This window comes from Hoeflea sp. AS60 (assembly GCF_038900115.1).
Classification (GTDB): Bacteria; Pseudomonadota; Alphaproteobacteria; order Rhizobiales; family Rhizobiaceae; genus Hoeflea.
The window spans coordinates 314,904-331,356 of the sequence record NZ_JBBMQP010000002.1; the positions used below are offsets into that span (position 1 = coordinate 314,904).

Sequence of the window (16,453 nt, forward strand, 5' to 3'; positions counted from 1 at the left end):
AGAAAAGTTCCGGCTCAGGGTGAATGACGGGTTGCGGCGCGGCTTGCCGGTTTGGCCGCACTTTTTATCCGTTCGCGGTAAAGCGTATAAAGACCTGATCCGATCACGATAGCGCCACCTGTTATCATGAACATATCGGGATATTCGCCGAAAACCACCATTCCCAGCAGCAGCGCCCAGATGAAGCCTGTGTAGCGGAAGGGCGCGATGAACGAGATTTCGCCTTCGCGCATCGACATTATGATGAACTGGTAGCCGACCAGCAGCATGCAGGCAGCCAGGCTTACAAGACCAAATTCGCCCACGCTGACCGGGCCCCAGCCGCCCATCGGCCAGATCAGGAAAAAGCCTCCGACAGTGACCGAGGCTGCGGTGGCCGTTGACAGGAAAAGGGAGGGGATTTCCGGATTGACCTTCTTCGTGGCGATATCGCGCAAGGACGCGAAGAAGACGGTTCCGACAATCATCAGCGCGTAAGGCGAAAACCCTTCCAGGCCGGGCCGCACGATAATCAGGACGCCGGCGAAACCCGTCAGAATGGCGCCCCATCGTCTCCAGCCGACAGGTTCGGAGAGAAACAGCGCCGCCCCCATGGTGACGGCCAGCGGCAGCGCCTGCAGGATCGCCGAAGCATTGGCGAGTGGAATATGCGACAGGCCCAACATGAAGGTCAGGGTTCCGCCCAATTCCCCCAGCACCCGCAGCGCCACCCAACGATCGAGCAGGATGCGTAGTGGCCGCAACGCGCGCCGCTGCCGGGCCAGCAGGTAGATCAGCAGCGAAGCAACCGCGCCGCGAAGAAAGATCAACTGAGCGACGCTCATGTCGCTGGTCAGCAGCTTGATGATCGAATCATTGAAGGTGAACCCTGCCATCGACAGGGACATGAACAACGCGCCGCGTATATTCGAAGAAAGGGCCATGAAACATCCGGATCGTGCCGGCATTGAATCGCTGGCTTGAAAAAAGTCATAGCATTGTTGCGAGAGCGGACACAGTCAGCCAGGACTGCCGGTCCATCATTGAAATTGATGGATCAAGCCTTCGGACTTCACGTCCTGGCGACGACTTCCTCGTCTGATCAGCCGCCAGTGACGCTCATGTGGCGGGAGACGGCGGGCTGCTTTGTCGTCCGGTCGATGATGAAATCATGCCCCTTTGGCTTGCGGGATATGGCCTCGTCGATTGCCTCGGACAGAAGCTCATTTCCCTCGGACGCGCGCAGCGGCGCACGCAGGTCGGCCGCATCGTTCTGGCCGAGGCACATGTAGAGCGTGCCGGTGCAGGTAAGGCGGACCCGATTGCAGCTTTCACAGAAATTGTGGGTCATCGGGGTGATGAAGCCAAGCTTTCCGCCCGTCTCCTTGACCGTCACATAGCGTGCAGGACCACCGGTGCGATAGGGGATATCCTCGAGCGTGAACTGCCGCGCGAGATTGCCACGGAGCAAGGAAAGCGGCATGTACTGATCGGTGCGATCCTCGTCGATTTCGCCCATCGGCATGGTTTCGATCACCGTCATGTCCATGCCCTGACCATGGGCCCATTTGAGCATTTCCGGAATCTCGGCGTCGTTGAAGCCCTTGAGCGCTACAGCGTTGATCTTGATTTTCAGACCTGCCGCCTGGGCCGCGCGAACACCTTCCAGCACCTTGCTCAACTCGCCCCAGCGGGTGATCTTGCTGAACTTGTCCGGATCAAGTGTATCGATGGAGACATTGATGCGGCGAACGCCGCAATCATAGAGTTCTGACGAAAAGCGAGTGAGCTGAGACCCATTGGTTGTCAGCGTCAGTTCATCCATGCGACCGGCGTCAATGTGACGCCCGACCTGGCGAACGAATTCCATGATGTTCTTGCGCACCAGCGGCTCGCCGCCGGTCAGGCGGATCCTGCGGACACCCTTTTCGACGAACACCGTGCAGACCCGGTCCAGCTCCTCAAGTGTCAGAAGATCCTTCTTGGGCAGGAATGTCATGTTTTCCGCCATGCAATAGGTGCAGCGGAAATCACAGCGGTCGGTCACTGAAACCCTCAGATAGTTCACCGCACGGCCAAACGGGTCGATCATGATCGGGGCAGCGGTGTCTTCCATGGCGGATGATCCTTCATCAGTTTGGGTGCAATGTCGTCATCCACCGGAGGCGCGTCAAGGGGTAGCGTCAATCGAGCGGGTGTGTGCCAGGCTGAGTTTCGACGGCTTTAGCTTGTTAAGCTGCCGGATCGGTTCTAGATCAGCCGCTATATGCGATGAAATCGAGGATAGTGACCAATGAGCGTTCATGAGAGTGCATGGCCAAAAGAATTGCGGGTGTCTCCCGATCGCAAGATGCTGACGGTCCGCTTCACCGATGAACGGTCTTATTCAATCGAGGCTGAATTGCTCAGGGTTCGCTCTCCATCTGCGGAGGTTCAGGGGCATTCGCCGGCGCAGCGGGTCACTGTTGGTGGCAAGACCGGTGTGACCATCTCCAAGGTTCTGCCGGTTGGCAATTATGCCGTGCGGTTGGCATTTGACGATGGCCACGATAGCGGCATCTTCACCTGGATCTTCCTGTCCGAACTTGGTGAGGCCAAGGAAGAGCGCTGGGCGGAGTACATTGCCGAACTGGCTGAGAAGGGCATGTCGCGGACGCTCTAGTCCGCCGGGTCAGGCTTTTTCCCCTACGGATGTGCCTGTTTCGAGCGATTCGGCGGCGTCTGGCGCGGCATCCGGCATTGTCAGTTCACCAATGATGCGGGTCATAACGTCGCCAACCAGATTGCACTCCTCTGTGGACGCGGTTTTCATGGTGCGGTCGATCAGGGCGGACTGGATGGCGATCGCTTCAAGTGTGAGTTCTGTCCCCTCGGGGGTCAGCTCAAGGCGCAAGACGCGGCGGTCCTGCGTGTCGCCACGCCTGACCAGGAGCCCTCGCTTTTCCAGTTGTGGCAGCAGCATCGATAGGTTCGAACGGCCAACCAGCAATTTGTCGGCCAGATCCTGCTGCGATATGCCCGGCGTGCGGAACAGATTGACGAGAATATCGAGGTGCGGGGGCTTGATATCGAGTGGCTGAAGCGCGCGTGCCAGGGTCAAACCCATGACCTGGCAGGCGCGGGCGACGGCAATCCAGTTGTGAAAACGCGGGCTGTCCCAGGGTAGGGCTTGATTTTTGTTCATCGTTGTACAATTCTGTTCATAGTTGAACCAATCTGGAAATCTCACTATGGCATCTCTCGTTCAAAAGGTCACCCGTGTGGTGCTTCGCCTGGTTGCGGCTCAATCGCCGGAGAAGGCTGGTGAACTGGCGTTCTGGCTGTTCACGCGCACTCGATCGACCAAGCCGCAAAGCGAAAAGGAGCGCAAGGCCCTGGCGCTCGCAAAAGCACGCATGGCCGAGAGTGAGACCTTGCGGCTGGTGATTCCAGGCAGTGTTGTCGCAACCCATCTGTTCCGACCAGCCCAGTCGGTGGCCGGTGGGCAAAAGGTTCTTCTGGTGCACGGTTACCGGTCTCGAAGTGACCATATGGTAGCGCTCGCAGATGCGCTTGTTGCAGCCGGACACACGGTCGTGTGCCTCGATCTTCCCGGTCATGGTGCATCGACAGGCCGGACCCTGCATCTGGGCAAGTCGGTGGAAGCCATCGATGCGGCCTGGCGTCAGCATGGTCCGTTTGACGTGTTTGTCGGTCACTCCTTCGGCGGTCCATCGGTGATGGCAGCAGCAGCCGGGTCCATCCTGCATGTGCCGCAGCGGCGGCCGGACCGGATCGTCACCATCGCGGCGCCGTCCAACCTGGCTGATGTGTTCCGTTGGGTCGGAAAGATGATGGGTCTCGGTGCGGCTGCACAAAATGCGTTTGAACGGCAGGTGTTGCGGTTCTCGGGCCGGCCGCTGTCTGAATTCCGGGTCGACCGGATGATGCATGATGTCTGTATCAGAACATTGGTGATCCATGCCGAAGATGACAAGGAAGTGGCGTTCTCCAATGCCGAGGCGATCGCGCGCACCGGGCCCAATGTCCGGCTGTTGAAAGCCAATGGCTTTGGCCATCGTCGCATCGTTTCTGCGGAGCCTGTAACACAGGCGGTCGTCGAATTTCTGGGCGAAGAGGTCAAGGCTGCGGAAATCGTCGGATTGCCTCTTCCATGTTCGAAAGAACCAAATAAGTTGGCGGCCACCGAAAACGGGAGACCCCGGAGGCTCGCATGACGATCATCAAAACGGTGGCTGAACTCGAAGCGATTTACGGAGAGATTTCGGAAGCTTCGCTGATCAAGGTGAGCGACCGTCTGACCGAAGGCTACCGCAAGCTGATCGAAGCCTCGCCGCTGCTGGCGCTTGCCACATCGGGAGCGGAAGGGCTCGACTGTTCACCGCGCGGCGATCCGGGGCAGGTGATGACGATCAGGGATGATCGCACCCTTGTGCTGCCCGACAGGCGCGGCAACAACCGGATCGATTCCCTGCTCAACATCGTGCGCGACGGGCGGGTGGCGCTGTTGTTCCTGATCCCGGGATCCAACAGCACGCTCAGAGTGAATGGAAGAGCCGAGATTTCCGTCGACGCGGATCTGCTGGCGAGCCTCGCTATGGAGGGCAAGCTGCCGCGCTCTGCCATCGTCATCACGATCGGCGAAATCTACTTCCAATGCGCGAGAGCGCTGATGCGGGCAAGGATCTGGGATGCTGAAGCCTGGCCGGATCTCGCAACCCTTCCGACTGCCGGGAGCCTGATGCGGGAACTCAAGCATGATTTCGACAGCCAGACCTATGACCGGGAATGGCCCGAGCGGGCCAAGACCAGCATGTGGTGACAAAAAAACCGGCCATTACAGCCGGTTCTTGATCTTGGTACCGGATCGGGGAAATCAGTTCCGGACAATCACCTTGGTGCCGACATTGACCTGATCGTAGAGATGCTCGACGTCTTCATTGGCCATGCGAATGCAGCCCGAAGACATTGCCTGGCCAATGGTCCAGGGCTGATTGGTGCCGTGAATGCGGTAGATGGTCGAACCGATATACATGGCGCGCGCGCCAAGCGGATTGTCCGGTCCGCCCGGCATGTAGGCAGGCAGCACCCGGCCTTCCTGGCGCTTGACCCGGTCGCGCATCACCTGCGGCGGTGTCCAGCCAGGCCACTCGGCCTTGCGGGTGATCTTTTTCTGACCCTGCCAGGTAAAGCCATCGCGGCCAACGCCGATGCCGTAGACCATCGCCTTGCCCTTGCCGAGCACGTGGTACAAGCGCCGATCCGACGTGTCGATGATGATTGTGCCTTCAGCATGGTTCTCCTTGAAGGACATCACCTTCCGCTTGATCGGCGATTTATCCGAGCGGCGGTACTTGTTGTAGTTTTCCGATGGTGGAAACAAGATCTGCAGCAGGGTCTTTGATTCCGATGAGGTCTGTCCAGCCGGCTGCGCTTGCACAGCCGCAGGCGCCATCAGGCAGAGTGCGAGAAAAGCGGAAGATATCAGGCGTTTCATGTTGGGATCCGGAGCTGTCGTTGAAATATAGCGGGACGCATTGGTTCAATCGGGCCTGCGCCAATCCGTAGACCAGTCCTCGACCCTTGTCTGTCATGGGTACCTGCTTCGGCGCGACCTGTCCAGCTTCCACAGGAGAGGTTTGTGAGGTCGCTTCAAGTTGCAGGGCCTGGCGCGTGCAGATTTGCGCATGTACAAACCAGATGGATATCAGGGCTTGTAAATGGCCCAGTTCTTTTCGAACTCCTGGTTCAATTCCGGCTTGTATAGCTGTGATCTGTTGCGACCGCTGTGCTTGGCTGTATAGAGCGCCACGTCTGCTTTATTGTAGAGTTCTTCGGCGCTATCTGCATCGCTGGCCATGCAGATACCCAGGGAAAGCGTGATCGGGCCGTAGTTGACTCCGGTCTTCTGGTTTCTCAGCGGTGTAGCCTCGACCGATTTGCGCAGTCGCTCGGCAATTTCCATGGTGATTTCCAGGCTCGTTCCCTGAAGCACGACCGCAAATTCCTCGCCGCCGGTGCGGGAGATGAAAACGTCCTTGCGCAGGGTGCTTTTCATCACGGCCGCGACAACGCCAAGCACCCGGTCGCCGACCGGATGACCATAGGTGTCGTTGAATTTCTTGAAATGATCGATGTCCGCCACGATCAGGGCGTAGTACATCGAATTTCGTTGTTCGTTGTAAATGTTGGCCAGAACATCGTCGAATGCCCGGCGGTTGGCCAGTCGGGTCAACGGGTCGGTGTTGGCGATGCGCTTGTACTCGTCAAGTTCGAGCTTTACCTGCTCCATCTCGCGGGCGCGTTCGACCATGTGCTCGACCACGACCTTGCCTTTTTCCATGTTGTCGCCGGTGGCGTTTGTCAGCACGCCGATCACGTTGTTGAGGATCTCAGCGCTTGCCATGCTCTTGGTCGAGATGCGGTTGTAGGCTTCGCCGAGCAATTTGGAATAGCTCTCCATCGACGACTGTTCCTGCTTGAGCAGGCGCAGCATTCCATCCAGTTCGCCGGAAATCTTGTCGTGAGCGCCTTCAACCACACCTGTGCGGTAATGATGGGGAAAAATCTTCTTGCCCAAGGCGTCCAGCTCATCTTGCCCCGGATTGCGGCCAAGCGCTTCAAACTGCTTCGTCAAGGTCGAGTTGGTTGAGTTGAGTGCTTCGTAAACCAGCTCATAGTTTCGTGGGAGGCCGGAAATACCTCGGCGGCGCATGGTGGCAAGCACCAAAGTCGCCGTGTCCATCGAGTGGACCTTATTGGTAGGTGTTGCCGTCATCTCTCGTCCCCAGCGTGGCTTTCATAGCTCCAACTACCGATATTCTTACGGGTTAAATCTTGGGGAAATGTTAATGGCAACGAAGTCTCTGACCCCGTTGCTCGGTTGCAGGCCGCTAAGATCTGACGCTTCTTGCTTTATCTAGCCTAGATTCAGTTCCTTAAAGAAATCATTGCCTTTGTCGTCGATCACGATGAAGGCCGGAAAGTTTTCGACCTCAATACGCCAGATCGCTTCCATGCCGAGCTCCGGATACTCGACAACCTCGACTTTCCTGATGCAGTCCTGAGCCAGTCGCGCGGCTGGGCCACCGATCGAACCCAGGTAAAAGCCGCCATGACGGGCGCAAGCCTCACGCACCGAGCGGGAGCGGTTGCCCTTGGCAAGCATGACCATTGATCCGCCAAAGGACTGGAACTGATCGACGTAGGAATCCATCCGCCCCGCTGTGGTCGGGCCGAACGAGCCCGATGCGTAGCCTTCAGGTGTCTTGGCAGGGCCGGCATAGTAGACGGGATGGTTCTTGAGATAGTCGGGCATGGGCTCGCCGGCTTCCAGTCTGGCGCGGATTTTCGAGTGTGCCAGGTCGCGCGCAACGATGATCGAACCGGTCAGCGACAATTGCGTCTTGATCGGATGCTTCGACAGTTCGGCCAGAATCTCGCTCATCGGCCGGTTGAGGTCGATCTTGACCACGTGTTCCGAGAGCTTCTCCTCGTCGATATCAGGTAGATATGTTGACGGGTCCGTTTCCAGCTGTTCGAGGAAAATGCCGTCTTTCGTGATCTTGCCCTTGGCCTGGCGATCGGCCGAGCAGGAGACGCCGAGCCCGATAGGCAGCGATGCGCCGTGGCGCGGCAAGCGAATAACGCGGACGTCGTGACAGAAATATTTACCGCCGAACTGTGCTCCAACACCCATCTGCTGGGTCAGCTTGTGAACTTCGGCTTCCATTTCCAGGTCGCGGAAGGCATGGCCTGAGTCGGACCCCTTGGTCGGCAGCTCATCAAGATACTTGGTCGAGGCGAGTTTGACGGTCTTGAGGTTCATCTCCGCAGATGTGCCGCCGATTACGATGGCCAGATGATAGGGCGGGCAGGCGGCTGTGCCGAGGGTTAGGATCTTTTCGCGCAGGAACTCGATCATCCGGTCATGGGTCAGCAGAGACGGCGTGCCCTGGTAGAGGAAGGTCTTGTTGGCCGACCCGCCGCCCTTGGCAACAAACAGAAAGTCGTAGCTGTCTTCGCCTTCCTCATAGATGTCGATCTGGGCGGGGAGGTTGGTCTTGGTGTTCTTTTCCTCGAACATGGAGAGGGGGGCGAGCTGCGAATAACGCAGGTTGCGACGCTCATAAGCGTCGAGAACGCCGCCCGCCAGCGCTTCGTAATCGCCGCCTTCTGTCCAGACCTTGCGGCCCTTCTTGGCCATGATGATCGCGGTGCCGGTGTCCTGGCACATGGGCAGCACGCCGCCGGCAGCGATATTTGCATTCTTGAGGAGGTCGAAGGCGACAAAGCGGTCATTCTCGGTCGCTTCGGGATCATCGAGAATTGCCGCCAGTTGCTTGAGGTGAGCAGGCCTGAGCAAATGGTTGATATCGCCAAACGCCGTCTCGGCCAGAAGCCGCAACCCATCCGTCTCAACGGTGAGAATTTCCTGACCTCGGAATTCTTCGACGCTGACATGTTTGTCTGTCAGTTTTTTCCAGGAAGTGGTGTCTGGTCCAAGGGGGAAGAGATCGTTTGCCACGAAATGCCTTTCCGGTCGCCTGTTGGTCGCTTGCTCAAGTTTCTGGTCTTAGGATGAAGGCCGGTCAATTGCAATTGCGGTAAAGTGCGCGGAGTTTGGTCAGCATATTGTATATTTCAAGATATCATGATTTATCGAGTTGAAGCCCGTTGCCGTTGTCATAAAGGTCTGACCGGCCGGATCTCGTGGTTGGCGGGGGGCCGGCAGATCCAGCGAACAGGAGTATGTCATGTCTATTTTCGAGCGGTACCTGACACTCTGGGTCGCGCTGTGTATTGTTGCCGGTATCGCTCTCGGCTCGGTCTTTCCGTCCTTTTTCCAGGCGATCGGATCGGCCGAAATAGCCAACGTGAATTTGCCCGTCGCAGTGCTGATCTGGCTGATGATCGTGCCCATGCTGATCAAGATCGACTTCGCCTCTCTGGGGCAGGTCAGCCGCCACTGGCGTGGAATATCAGTGACACTGATCGTCAATTGGGCGATCAAGCCTTTCACAATGGCTGCCCTGGGCTGGTTCTTTATCGGCTGGCTTTTCCTGCCCTACTTGCCGGGAGACCAGATCAATAGCTACATCGCCGGACTGATCCTGCTTGGAGCAGCACCCTGCACGGCCATGGTGTTTGTCTGGAGCAATCTGACAAAGGGTGATCCGCTGTTCACTCTGAGCCAGGTCACGGTCAATGATCTGGTGATGGTGGTAGCCTTTGCCCCGATTGTTGCGCTGCTGCTCGGGATCTCGGCGATCACGGTGCCATGGCAGACACTGCTGCTTTCGGTGGCGCTTTATATCGTGGTGCCTGTCTTCATCGCGCAGGTTGTGCGCAACCGCGTTCTGGCGGTTGGGGGCGAAGCGGGACTTCAGAAATTGCTGTCGAAACTTCAGCCAATGTCCATTGTTGCGCTGCTGGCAACGCTGGTCTTGCTGTTCGCCTTCCAGGGGCAGGCAATCCTTGCCCAGCCGCTGATCATCGTCTTGCTATCCGTGCCGATCATTATTCAGACCTATCTCATTTTCGGTATCGGCTACCTTGCCAACCGGGTGGTCGGCGAAACCCATGTCGTGGCCGGGCCATCTGCACTGATCGGCGCCAGCAACTTCTTCGAGCTGGCCGTCGCCGTGGCGATCAGCCTGTTCGGTTTCACCTCGGGCGCTGCACTTGCCACCGTGGTCGGGGTGCTGATCGAGGTTCCCGTCATGTTGTCGCTGGTCTTTATCGTCAACCGGTCGAAGGGCTGGTACGAGACGTCGCCCGCCCTTGGTCGGCGAAATGCGGTGAAGAGTGTGACTTAGGCTTCATTGTTGCTCTCGGGCGCTGGCGGCGGATTTTCAGCCAGTGGGCTGGCAAGGGTCGCGGTTGTCTTAACGGGACCATAGTTGCGATGCCTCGTTGCTGGTGTGCGCAATGAGCATCAGGTGCGACAATTCCGCGGACTGAATTTGTCTGGCATTCTTTCAATGGTCGTTGTGATTTGATAGAGTTCTCGCTAACGGGACAATTTCGTCTGAACGCGCGGGCTGGCAGGCTGACGCATAACAATCTGGGTTGGGCATGAGCATCAAGATACGTGCAGGTGTGGCGTTGATCGCCATCGCGGTTTCATTCTCTGGCGTGGTCGCGACGACACCTCCAGTCCATGCACAGGGCCTGCTTGACGCCTTGTTCAAGAGCCCGGCCCAGCGCAAGCGCGAGAAGGTTGCACGGGAACAGGCGCGGCAAGAAGTTCAAGCGCCGGTTGCAAAACCAGTCGCGCGTATCAGCGGACCCAGTTACCGCACCTACAAGCCTGATACTCTGGTCAGTGTCGATTTCGGCAAGATTGCCGATCCGGTGGTCACTGGCGGCATCGACGATATGGGGCTTGCGCCTTTGGGTATCGATCCGTTTGCCGAAGGCCGTCCTGCCCTGGCGGATCTGTCGGTAAAGGCACTGCCAGATGCTGCCAATGCAGTTGTTGACTATTATTCGGCGCACCCGGATTACATCTGGGTCGCGGGCACCGCGGTCACCGACCGCGCCCGTGCTGTAATCGATGTGCTCAATGCCGCTGCTGCTGTCGGTCTGGATGCGGATGATTACAAGGTCGATGTGCCCGCCGATGCATTCGATGTCACGCAGGGAACCGAACGCCAGAAAGAACTGATGGCTTTCGAAATGAAGCTCTCGGTCGCCGTTGCCGACTATATGCTGGACGCGACCCGCGGCCGGGTCGATCCGAAGCGGATCTCCGGCTACCATGATTTCAAGCGCAAGAGCCCGGACCTTGCCAAGCAGCTCGAAGCGCTCGCAAAGGCCGAAGATCCTGCTGAAGCGCTGTTGGCGCAAAATCCGCAAGGCGCCCATTTCGAGGCTCTTAAGGCCGAGCTGACGCGGCTGCAGGCACTTGATGACGTTGAACGCATCGAGATCGCTGAAGATGTGTTGCTCAAGCCGGGCCAGTCCAACCCCGAGCTTGCCAATGTGATGGCTGCCATCGCCATGAAGGGCAGCGATGCGCTCAAGGTTGATCATGCGCTGGTGCTGGCGAGCTATGCCGGCAAGCCTGAATATGACAACGAGATCGCAGATTTGGTGAAGGGCTTCCAGAAGGAGGCCGGTCTCAAGCCTGACGGTGTCGTGGGACCTGCAACACGTCGTGCGCTGGTTGGCATCACCAATTCCGACAAGATCGAAAAAGTCCGTCTCGCCATGGAGCGGTCGCGCTGGTTGCCCGGCGTCCTTGCGGCCAAGCGCGTGTTCATCAACCAGCCGGCTTTTACCGCGACTTATATTGAAGGCGGCAAGTCCGAACTGTCGATGCGTGTGGTGGTCGGATCGAGGTCCAACCAGACCTACTTCTTTGATGACCAGATTGAACTGGTCGAGTTCAACCCCTACTGGGGCGTTCCGCAGTCGATCATCATCAACGAAATGCTGCCCAAGTTGAGGGCTGATCCGTCCTATCTTGATCGGCTGGGCTATGAAGTGACGGCAAATGGCCGTGCGGTCTCTTCGAGCGCTGTCAACTGGAACCAGGTCGGCAAGGGCAGCGGCATCGGCGTGCGCCAGCCGCCTAGTGATGGCAATGCTCTGGGTGAGCTCAAGATCCTGTTTCCCAACAGCCATGCGATCTACATGCACGACACGCCGTCCAAATCGTTCTTCCAGCGTGACGCCCGTGCGCTCAGCCATGGCTGTGTTCGCCTGCAGGATCCGCGCGGCATGGCCGCCAAGGTGCTGGGAACATCGGTTGCCGAGATTGGCAGCCATATCGCCAGCGGTCAGAACAAGCAGGTCAATCTGACGACCACCATCCCCGTCCACGTGGCCTATTTTACCGCATGGCCGGATGACAATGGCACGGTTGAGTATTTCGCCGATGTCTATAACCGCGACGCCTATCTGCGTAAGGCAATCGATGCCACCGAGGCAGCTCGGACGTCGTGATTTCAAACTGAACTTGCTCTGTGCAGTACATCAGGCGACGCTTCACAGCGTCGCCTGATTGATTTCCATCATACTGGCGTTTGGTGATCCTTGCTAAGACAGGGTCTTTGGCGCGTCAGATGCGCGCCGACATGAACCTCGGAGCATTTGGATGAAAATCGGAATCGTCGGAACCGGAATGGTTGGCAGTGCAGCGGGCTACGCCATGGCGCTCTTGGGCGTTGGCACGGATATCGTGCTTGTTGACGCAAATCATGCTTTGGCCCGCGCCCAGGCGCAGGACATCTCCCACGCTACGCCGTTTGCAACCACCATCGGTATTCATGCCGGCGACTATTCCGATCTTGAGGGCGCGGCCGTTGTGATCATCGCCGCTGGAATCAGCCAGAAACCGGGTGAAGACAGGCTGGCGCTGCTTGAGCGCAATGTCGAAGTCTTTCGGTCCGTCATTTCAGGCGTGATGACGGCTGCCCCTGAGGCAATCCTGCTGATTGCCAGCAACCCGCTTGATGTGATGACCTTCGCAGCCCAGCGCATCTCCGGCCTGCCGCCCGAACGGGTGATCGGCTCGGGCACCATTCTCGACACCGCGCGGCTGAGAAGTCTGCTCGGCGATCACCTCGGCATCGCGCCCAATTCCGTGCACGCCTATGTGCTGGGCGAGCATGGCGACAGCGAGGTTCCTGTCTGGTCGAGCGCCATGGCAGGCAGCGTGCCCATCGTCTCGTTTGCCAAGCAGATCGGCCGGCCGCTCGATGAGGCGGCGCGGACATCGATCGCCGCGCAGGTGAAGGGGGCCGCCTACACCATCATCGAAGGCAAGGGGGCTACCTGGTACGGCATCGGCGCTGGGTTGGCCTGCATTGTCCGCGCCATCATCGATGATGAACGCGCGGTACTGAGCGTCTCCCAAGTGACCGCCGAGATCGAGGGCGTAAAGGACATAGCCCTGTCGCTGCCGCGCATCGTCGGTCGCGAGGGCATCATCGCAACGCTGATGCCCGATCTCGACGAGACCGAACGCGCCGCGCTCAAGCACAGCGCCGAGGTCATTTCGGGGTTTTCGTCGAAACTCAGGTTCTAAGCCTCGATCATCAAGTTTCCGTCGTTACTACACGCCCCAAAATCTCATCCGCGGTCTCTTTCGAACACAGTTCCGTGGCTGGCGTCAGCACGGCTGATCCTGCGGCGGCGACACCATGGCGGACGGCATCGCGAAAGCTGCCCCCGGTTGATAGCTCAAGCGCAATGGCCGCGACCATGCTGTCGCCGGCGCCTACAGCGCTCAGCGTCTTGATCCTGGGCGACTGGCAGAAGAAGCGTTCGTCTGCCGACACGCCGACGGTGCCCTTTGAGCCGATCGACATGACCAGCTTTTCGGCCACGCCCTTGCGGATCAGATCGATGCCGTAATCGGCGAGCTCCCCGGGCGAGGTGAATGCACGGCCCGAGACTTCGCTCGCCTCCTCGCCATCCATCCGGAGCAGCGCAAAAGGCGGCCCTGGATTGGCGGCGGCTGCGGTGAGGGCATCGCTTGAGGTGTCGAGGATCAGCTGCGCGCCGTTTTCCACTGCCAGCCGGTTGACGGTCGAGGCGATGTCGGCTCGCACACCGGGCGGCATGCTGCCCGACATCACCACAATGCCCTCGCGCGCAAGATGCAGGCCGAGGTGTGCGAGCATGGCTACGGTCTGCTCCGGAGACCAGACAGGCCCGGGCAGCTGGAACCGGTATTGCTTGCCGGTCGAGGTCTCGCTGACTGCGAAGGATTGCCGCGTGTTGCCATCGATCTCGAAATGCGTGACCGCGATGCCTTCGGCCTCAAGCGTAGCCTGGAACACGCCGCCGGTTTCGCCGCCGAGCGCGACAAAGGCTTCGGATTGGCCACCCAGACGCAGGATGGCGCGCGAGACGTTGACGCCGCCACCACCGGGATCATAACGCGGTGGTTCGCAGCGCAGTTTCGGGCCGGGCGTGACCGTGCCGACCGAAGTCGACACGTCAAAGGCCGGATTGAGTGTGATGGTCAGTATGTCAAACATGGGGCGGACCATCACACGAGGGGCAGGGTGGTTTCAATCTCGTCCAGTGGTTCGGCGCGATCAATGCCCGGATTTTTCAGCCTCGGCCACATTGGTCTTGACCGCGACGAAGCTGTCAGGCGTGACCGAGATGGTGTCGATGCCGGCCCTTACCAGGATCTTGGCAAATGCGGGGTTGTTGGATGGCGCCTGACCGCAGAGCCCTACCTTGGCGCCTGCTTCATGGGCACGGGCGACAAGCGTCTCGATCATCCAGATCACCGCCGGATCGGCTTCGCTGAAAAGGTCAGCCAGTTCGCCGGAATCGCGGTCGACGCCGAGTGTCAGCTGGGTCAGATCATTTGAGCCAATGGAGAAGCCGTCGAAGCGTTCGGCAAATTCCGCGGCCCTTATGACGTTGGACGGGATCTCGCCCATCACATAGACCTGCAGGCCATTTTCACCGCGCTTGAGGCCATTGTCGGCCATTACGCCCAGCACCTTGTCGGCTTCCTCCGGCGAGCGGCAGAACGGGATCATGACCACGACATTGTCGAAGCCCATTTCCTCGCGCAGCATCTTGATCGCCTTGCACTCAAGCGCAAAGCCTTCGCGATAGCCCTCGGAATAGTAGCGCGATGCACCGCGATAGCCGATCATCGGATTTTCTTCCTTGGGCTCGAAGGCGCGGCCGCCCAACAATTCGGCATACTCATTGGTCTTGAAATCGCTCATCCGCACGATCACCGGCTTGGGATAGGCAACCGCGGCGATGCGTGACAGGCCGCGGGCGAGGGTCTCGACGAAGTAGTCGCCCTTGTTGTCGTAGCGGCGGGTGAGCTCGGCGATTTCCGTCTTTGCCTCTTCGTCCTTCAACGTGTCGAAATGCACCAGAGCCATGGGGTGGACGCGGACCGCGGAATTGACCACGAATTCCATGCGCGCCAGACCAACGCCATCGGCTGGCAGGCGCCACCAGCGGAACGCCGCCGAGGGATCGGCGAGATTGAGCATGATGCGGGTCTTCGTGGCTGGTACGTGATCGAGATGGACGTCGTGGACCTCATACTCGGCAATGCCTTCATAGACCGTGCCGTCCTCGCCCCCGGCGCAGGAGATCGTCACTTCCTGCTGGTCATGCAGGACATGGGTGGCGTTGCCGGTACCAACGATGGCGGGAAGCCCCAGTTCGCGGCTGACGATGGCCGCATGCGAGGTTCGCCCGCCATGGTCGGTGATGATGGCTGTGGCGCGCTTCATGATCGGCACCCAGTCGGGGTCGGTGGTCGAGGTTACCAGAATCGAGCCGTCAATGAACTTGTCGATGTCCTTGACGTTCTCGATCATGCAGACGCGCCCGGCGCGCACGGCGGCACCAACGCTCAGGCCGGTGATCAGGGTCTTGCCGGTCTTGCCGATCGTGTAGGTCTTGAGTGCCGTCACGTCGATGCGCGATTGCACCGTCTCGGGCCGCGCCTGGACGATGTAGAGCTTGCCGGTGTCGCCATCCTTGGCCCATTCCATGTCCATGGCCTGGCCATAATGCTTCTCGATGGTCGCCGCATGGCGGGCGAGCGCGAGGATTTCGTCGTCCGAGAGCACATAGGCCTGCCGCTCGGCCTTCGACGTCGGCACGTTCTTGGTCTCGCCGCCTTCAGCACCCGCGTAGATCATCTTGATCTCCTTGGCGCCGCAGGTCTTCTCGACAATTGGTTTCAGGCCCGGCTTGTCCAGAAGCGGTTTGAACACTTCGTATTCGTCGGGGGTGACTGCACCCTGGACCACGTTTTCGCCCAGGCCCCAGGCGGCGTTGATCAGCACCACCTTGTCAAAGCCGGATTCGGTGTCGATGGAGAACATCACGCCGGAGCCGCCGATGTCGGAGCGCACCATCAGCTGAACGCCGATGGAGAGGGCCACCTGGTTGTGATCAAACCCCTGGATCTTGCGGTAGGTGATGGCCCGGTCGGTGAACAGCGAGGCGTAGCAGCGCCTGCAGGTCGACAGCAGCGCTGCTTCACCGCAGACATTTAGGTAGGTTTCCTGCTGACCGGCGAAGCTCGCGTCCGGCAGGTCTTCCGCGGTGGCGCTGGAGCGGACGGCGACCGAGAGATTTTCCGAGCCGATGCGTTTGCCAAGTTCACGGTAGGCCGAAAGAATGGCCTCGCGGATGTCATCAGGAAAGTCGCCTGCAACAATTGCGGCACGGACGGCGGTGCCTGTCTCGGCCAGCGTGCGCTTGCCGCTTTCGAGCATCTCCATAGCGTCGGCGATCACCTTGTTGAGATTGTTGGTCTTGATGAAGGCGCGAAAGGCGTCTGATGTTGTGGCGAAGCCGGGCGGAACGTCGATGCCCTTGCTGCCCAAGGTCTGCACCATTTCACCCAGAGACGAGTTCTTGCCGCCGACCAGAGCGACGTCCCCGCGCGAAAGATCTTCAAACCAGATGACGTTCTTGTTTGCTGCGGACATAAGGCGCTCCCGGCGGATGACTGAGACAT

14 protein-coding genes are annotated in these 16,453 nt (G+C 59.1%); 6 read left to right on the plus strand and 8 right to left on the minus strand.

What is annotated here, in order from left to right; translation table 11 throughout:
- Nucleotides 1–14 precede the first annotated feature (14 nt).
- Together WNZ14_RS11785 and moaA are read right to left on the minus strand one after the other, a co-directional pair.
- Nucleotides 15–923 carry a DMT family transporter gene (locus WNZ14_RS11785; RefSeq protein ID WP_342868849.1) on the minus strand — a complete coding sequence of 303 codons (909 nt, stop codon included), beginning with the start codon at nt 921–923 and terminating at the stop codon, nt 15–17.
- Between the two features lie 158 nt (nt 924–1,081).
- The gene (gene moaA / locus WNZ14_RS11790; RefSeq protein ID WP_342868850.1) at nt 1,082–2,095 is read right to left on the minus strand and encodes a GTP 3',8-cyclase MoaA; all 1,014 of its coding nucleotides are present in this window, start codon (nt 2,093–2,095) and stop codon (nt 1,082–1,084) included.
- Between the two features lie 177 nt (nt 2,096–2,272).
- Between moaA and WNZ14_RS11795 the strand changes: the two genes are divergently transcribed.
- Nucleotides 2,273–2,641, plus strand: a complete 369-nt coding sequence (locus tag WNZ14_RS11795) for a DUF971 domain-containing protein (protein WP_342868851.1) — start codon at nt 2,273–2,275, stop codon at nt 2,639–2,641.
- Between the two features lie 9 nt (nt 2,642–2,650).
- Here WNZ14_RS11795 and WNZ14_RS11800 read toward each other — a convergent pair whose 3' ends face one another.
- Nucleotides 2,651–3,163 carry a MarR family transcriptional regulator gene (locus WNZ14_RS11800; RefSeq protein ID WP_342868852.1) on the minus strand — a complete coding sequence of 171 codons (513 nt, stop codon included), beginning with the start codon at nt 3,161–3,163 and terminating at the stop codon, nt 2,651–2,653.
- Between the two features lie 46 nt (nt 3,164–3,209).
- Between WNZ14_RS11800 and WNZ14_RS11805 the strand changes: the two genes are divergently transcribed.
- Together WNZ14_RS11805 and WNZ14_RS11810 are read left to right on the plus strand one after the other, a co-directional pair.
- Complete coding sequence (locus tag WNZ14_RS11805; RefSeq protein WP_342868853.1) at nt 3,210–4,196, plus strand: alpha/beta fold hydrolase; 987 nt, start codon at nt 3,210–3,212, stop codon at nt 4,194–4,196.
- Nucleotides 4,193–4,801, plus strand: a complete 609-nt coding sequence (locus WNZ14_RS11810; protein ID WP_342868854.1) for a pyridoxamine 5'-phosphate oxidase family protein — start codon at nt 4,193–4,195, stop codon at nt 4,799–4,801. The genes WNZ14_RS11805 and WNZ14_RS11810 overlap by 4 nt, the downstream gene beginning before the upstream one ends.
- Before the next feature lie 54 nt (nt 4,802–4,855).
- On the opposite strand, the gene WNZ14_RS11815 is transcribed toward WNZ14_RS11810, so the two are convergent.
- From WNZ14_RS11815 to WNZ14_RS11825, 3 genes are all read right to left on the minus strand, one after another.
- Nucleotides 4,856–5,476, minus strand: coding sequence for a L,D-transpeptidase (locus tag WNZ14_RS11815; RefSeq protein ID WP_342868855.1), 621 nt, complete (start codon nt 5,474–5,476; stop codon nt 4,856–4,858).
- 210 nt (nt 5,477–5,686) lie between these two features.
- Nucleotides 5,687–6,757, minus strand: a complete 1,071-nt coding sequence (locus tag WNZ14_RS11820; protein WP_342868856.1) for a GGDEF domain-containing protein — start codon at nt 6,755–6,757, stop codon at nt 5,687–5,689.
- Nucleotides 6,758–6,898: 141 nt separating this feature from the next.
- A complete protein-coding gene (locus tag WNZ14_RS11825) occupies nt 6,899–8,506 on the minus strand; it encodes a fumarate hydratase (protein WP_342868857.1) in 1,608 nt (535 codons plus the stop codon).
- A gap of 229 nt (nt 8,507–8,735) precedes the next feature.
- On the opposite strand from WNZ14_RS11825, the gene arsB reads away from it, so the two are divergent.
- The 3 genes from arsB to WNZ14_RS11840 all read left to right on the plus strand — a co-directional run bounded on the left by arsB (nt 8,736) and on the right by WNZ14_RS11840 (nt 13,015).
- Nucleotides 8,736–9,797 carry an ACR3 family arsenite efflux transporter gene (gene arsB / locus WNZ14_RS11830; protein WP_342868858.1) on the plus strand — a complete coding sequence of 354 codons (1,062 nt, stop codon included), beginning with the start codon at nt 8,736–8,738 and terminating at the stop codon, nt 9,795–9,797.
- A 259-nt stretch (nt 9,798–10,056) separates the two neighbouring features.
- Nucleotides 10,057–11,931 carry a L,D-transpeptidase family protein gene (locus tag WNZ14_RS11835; RefSeq protein ID WP_342868859.1) on the plus strand — a complete coding sequence of 625 codons (1,875 nt, stop codon included), beginning with the start codon at nt 10,057–10,059 and terminating at the stop codon, nt 11,929–11,931.
- A 151-nt stretch (nt 11,932–12,082) separates the two neighbouring features.
- Nucleotides 12,083–13,015 (plus strand): L-lactate dehydrogenase, encoded by a 933-nt coding sequence (locus tag WNZ14_RS11840; protein WP_342868860.1) that lies wholly within the window; start codon nt 12,083–12,085, stop codon nt 13,013–13,015.
- Between the two features lie 10 nt (nt 13,016–13,025).
- Here the strand turns inward: WNZ14_RS11840 and WNZ14_RS11845 are convergent, their stop codons facing one another.
- Both WNZ14_RS11845 and ppsA read right to left on the minus strand, forming a co-directional pair.
- Complete coding sequence (locus WNZ14_RS11845; RefSeq protein WP_342868861.1) at nt 13,026–13,973, minus strand: hexose kinase; 948 nt, start codon at nt 13,971–13,973, stop codon at nt 13,026–13,028.
- A 60-nt stretch (nt 13,974–14,033) separates the two neighbouring features.
- Nucleotides 14,034–16,424, minus strand: a complete 2,391-nt coding sequence (gene ppsA / locus WNZ14_RS11850) for a phosphoenolpyruvate synthase (RefSeq protein ID WP_342868862.1) — start codon at nt 16,422–16,424, stop codon at nt 14,034–14,036.
- Nucleotides 16,425–16,453: the final 29 nt, after the last annotated feature.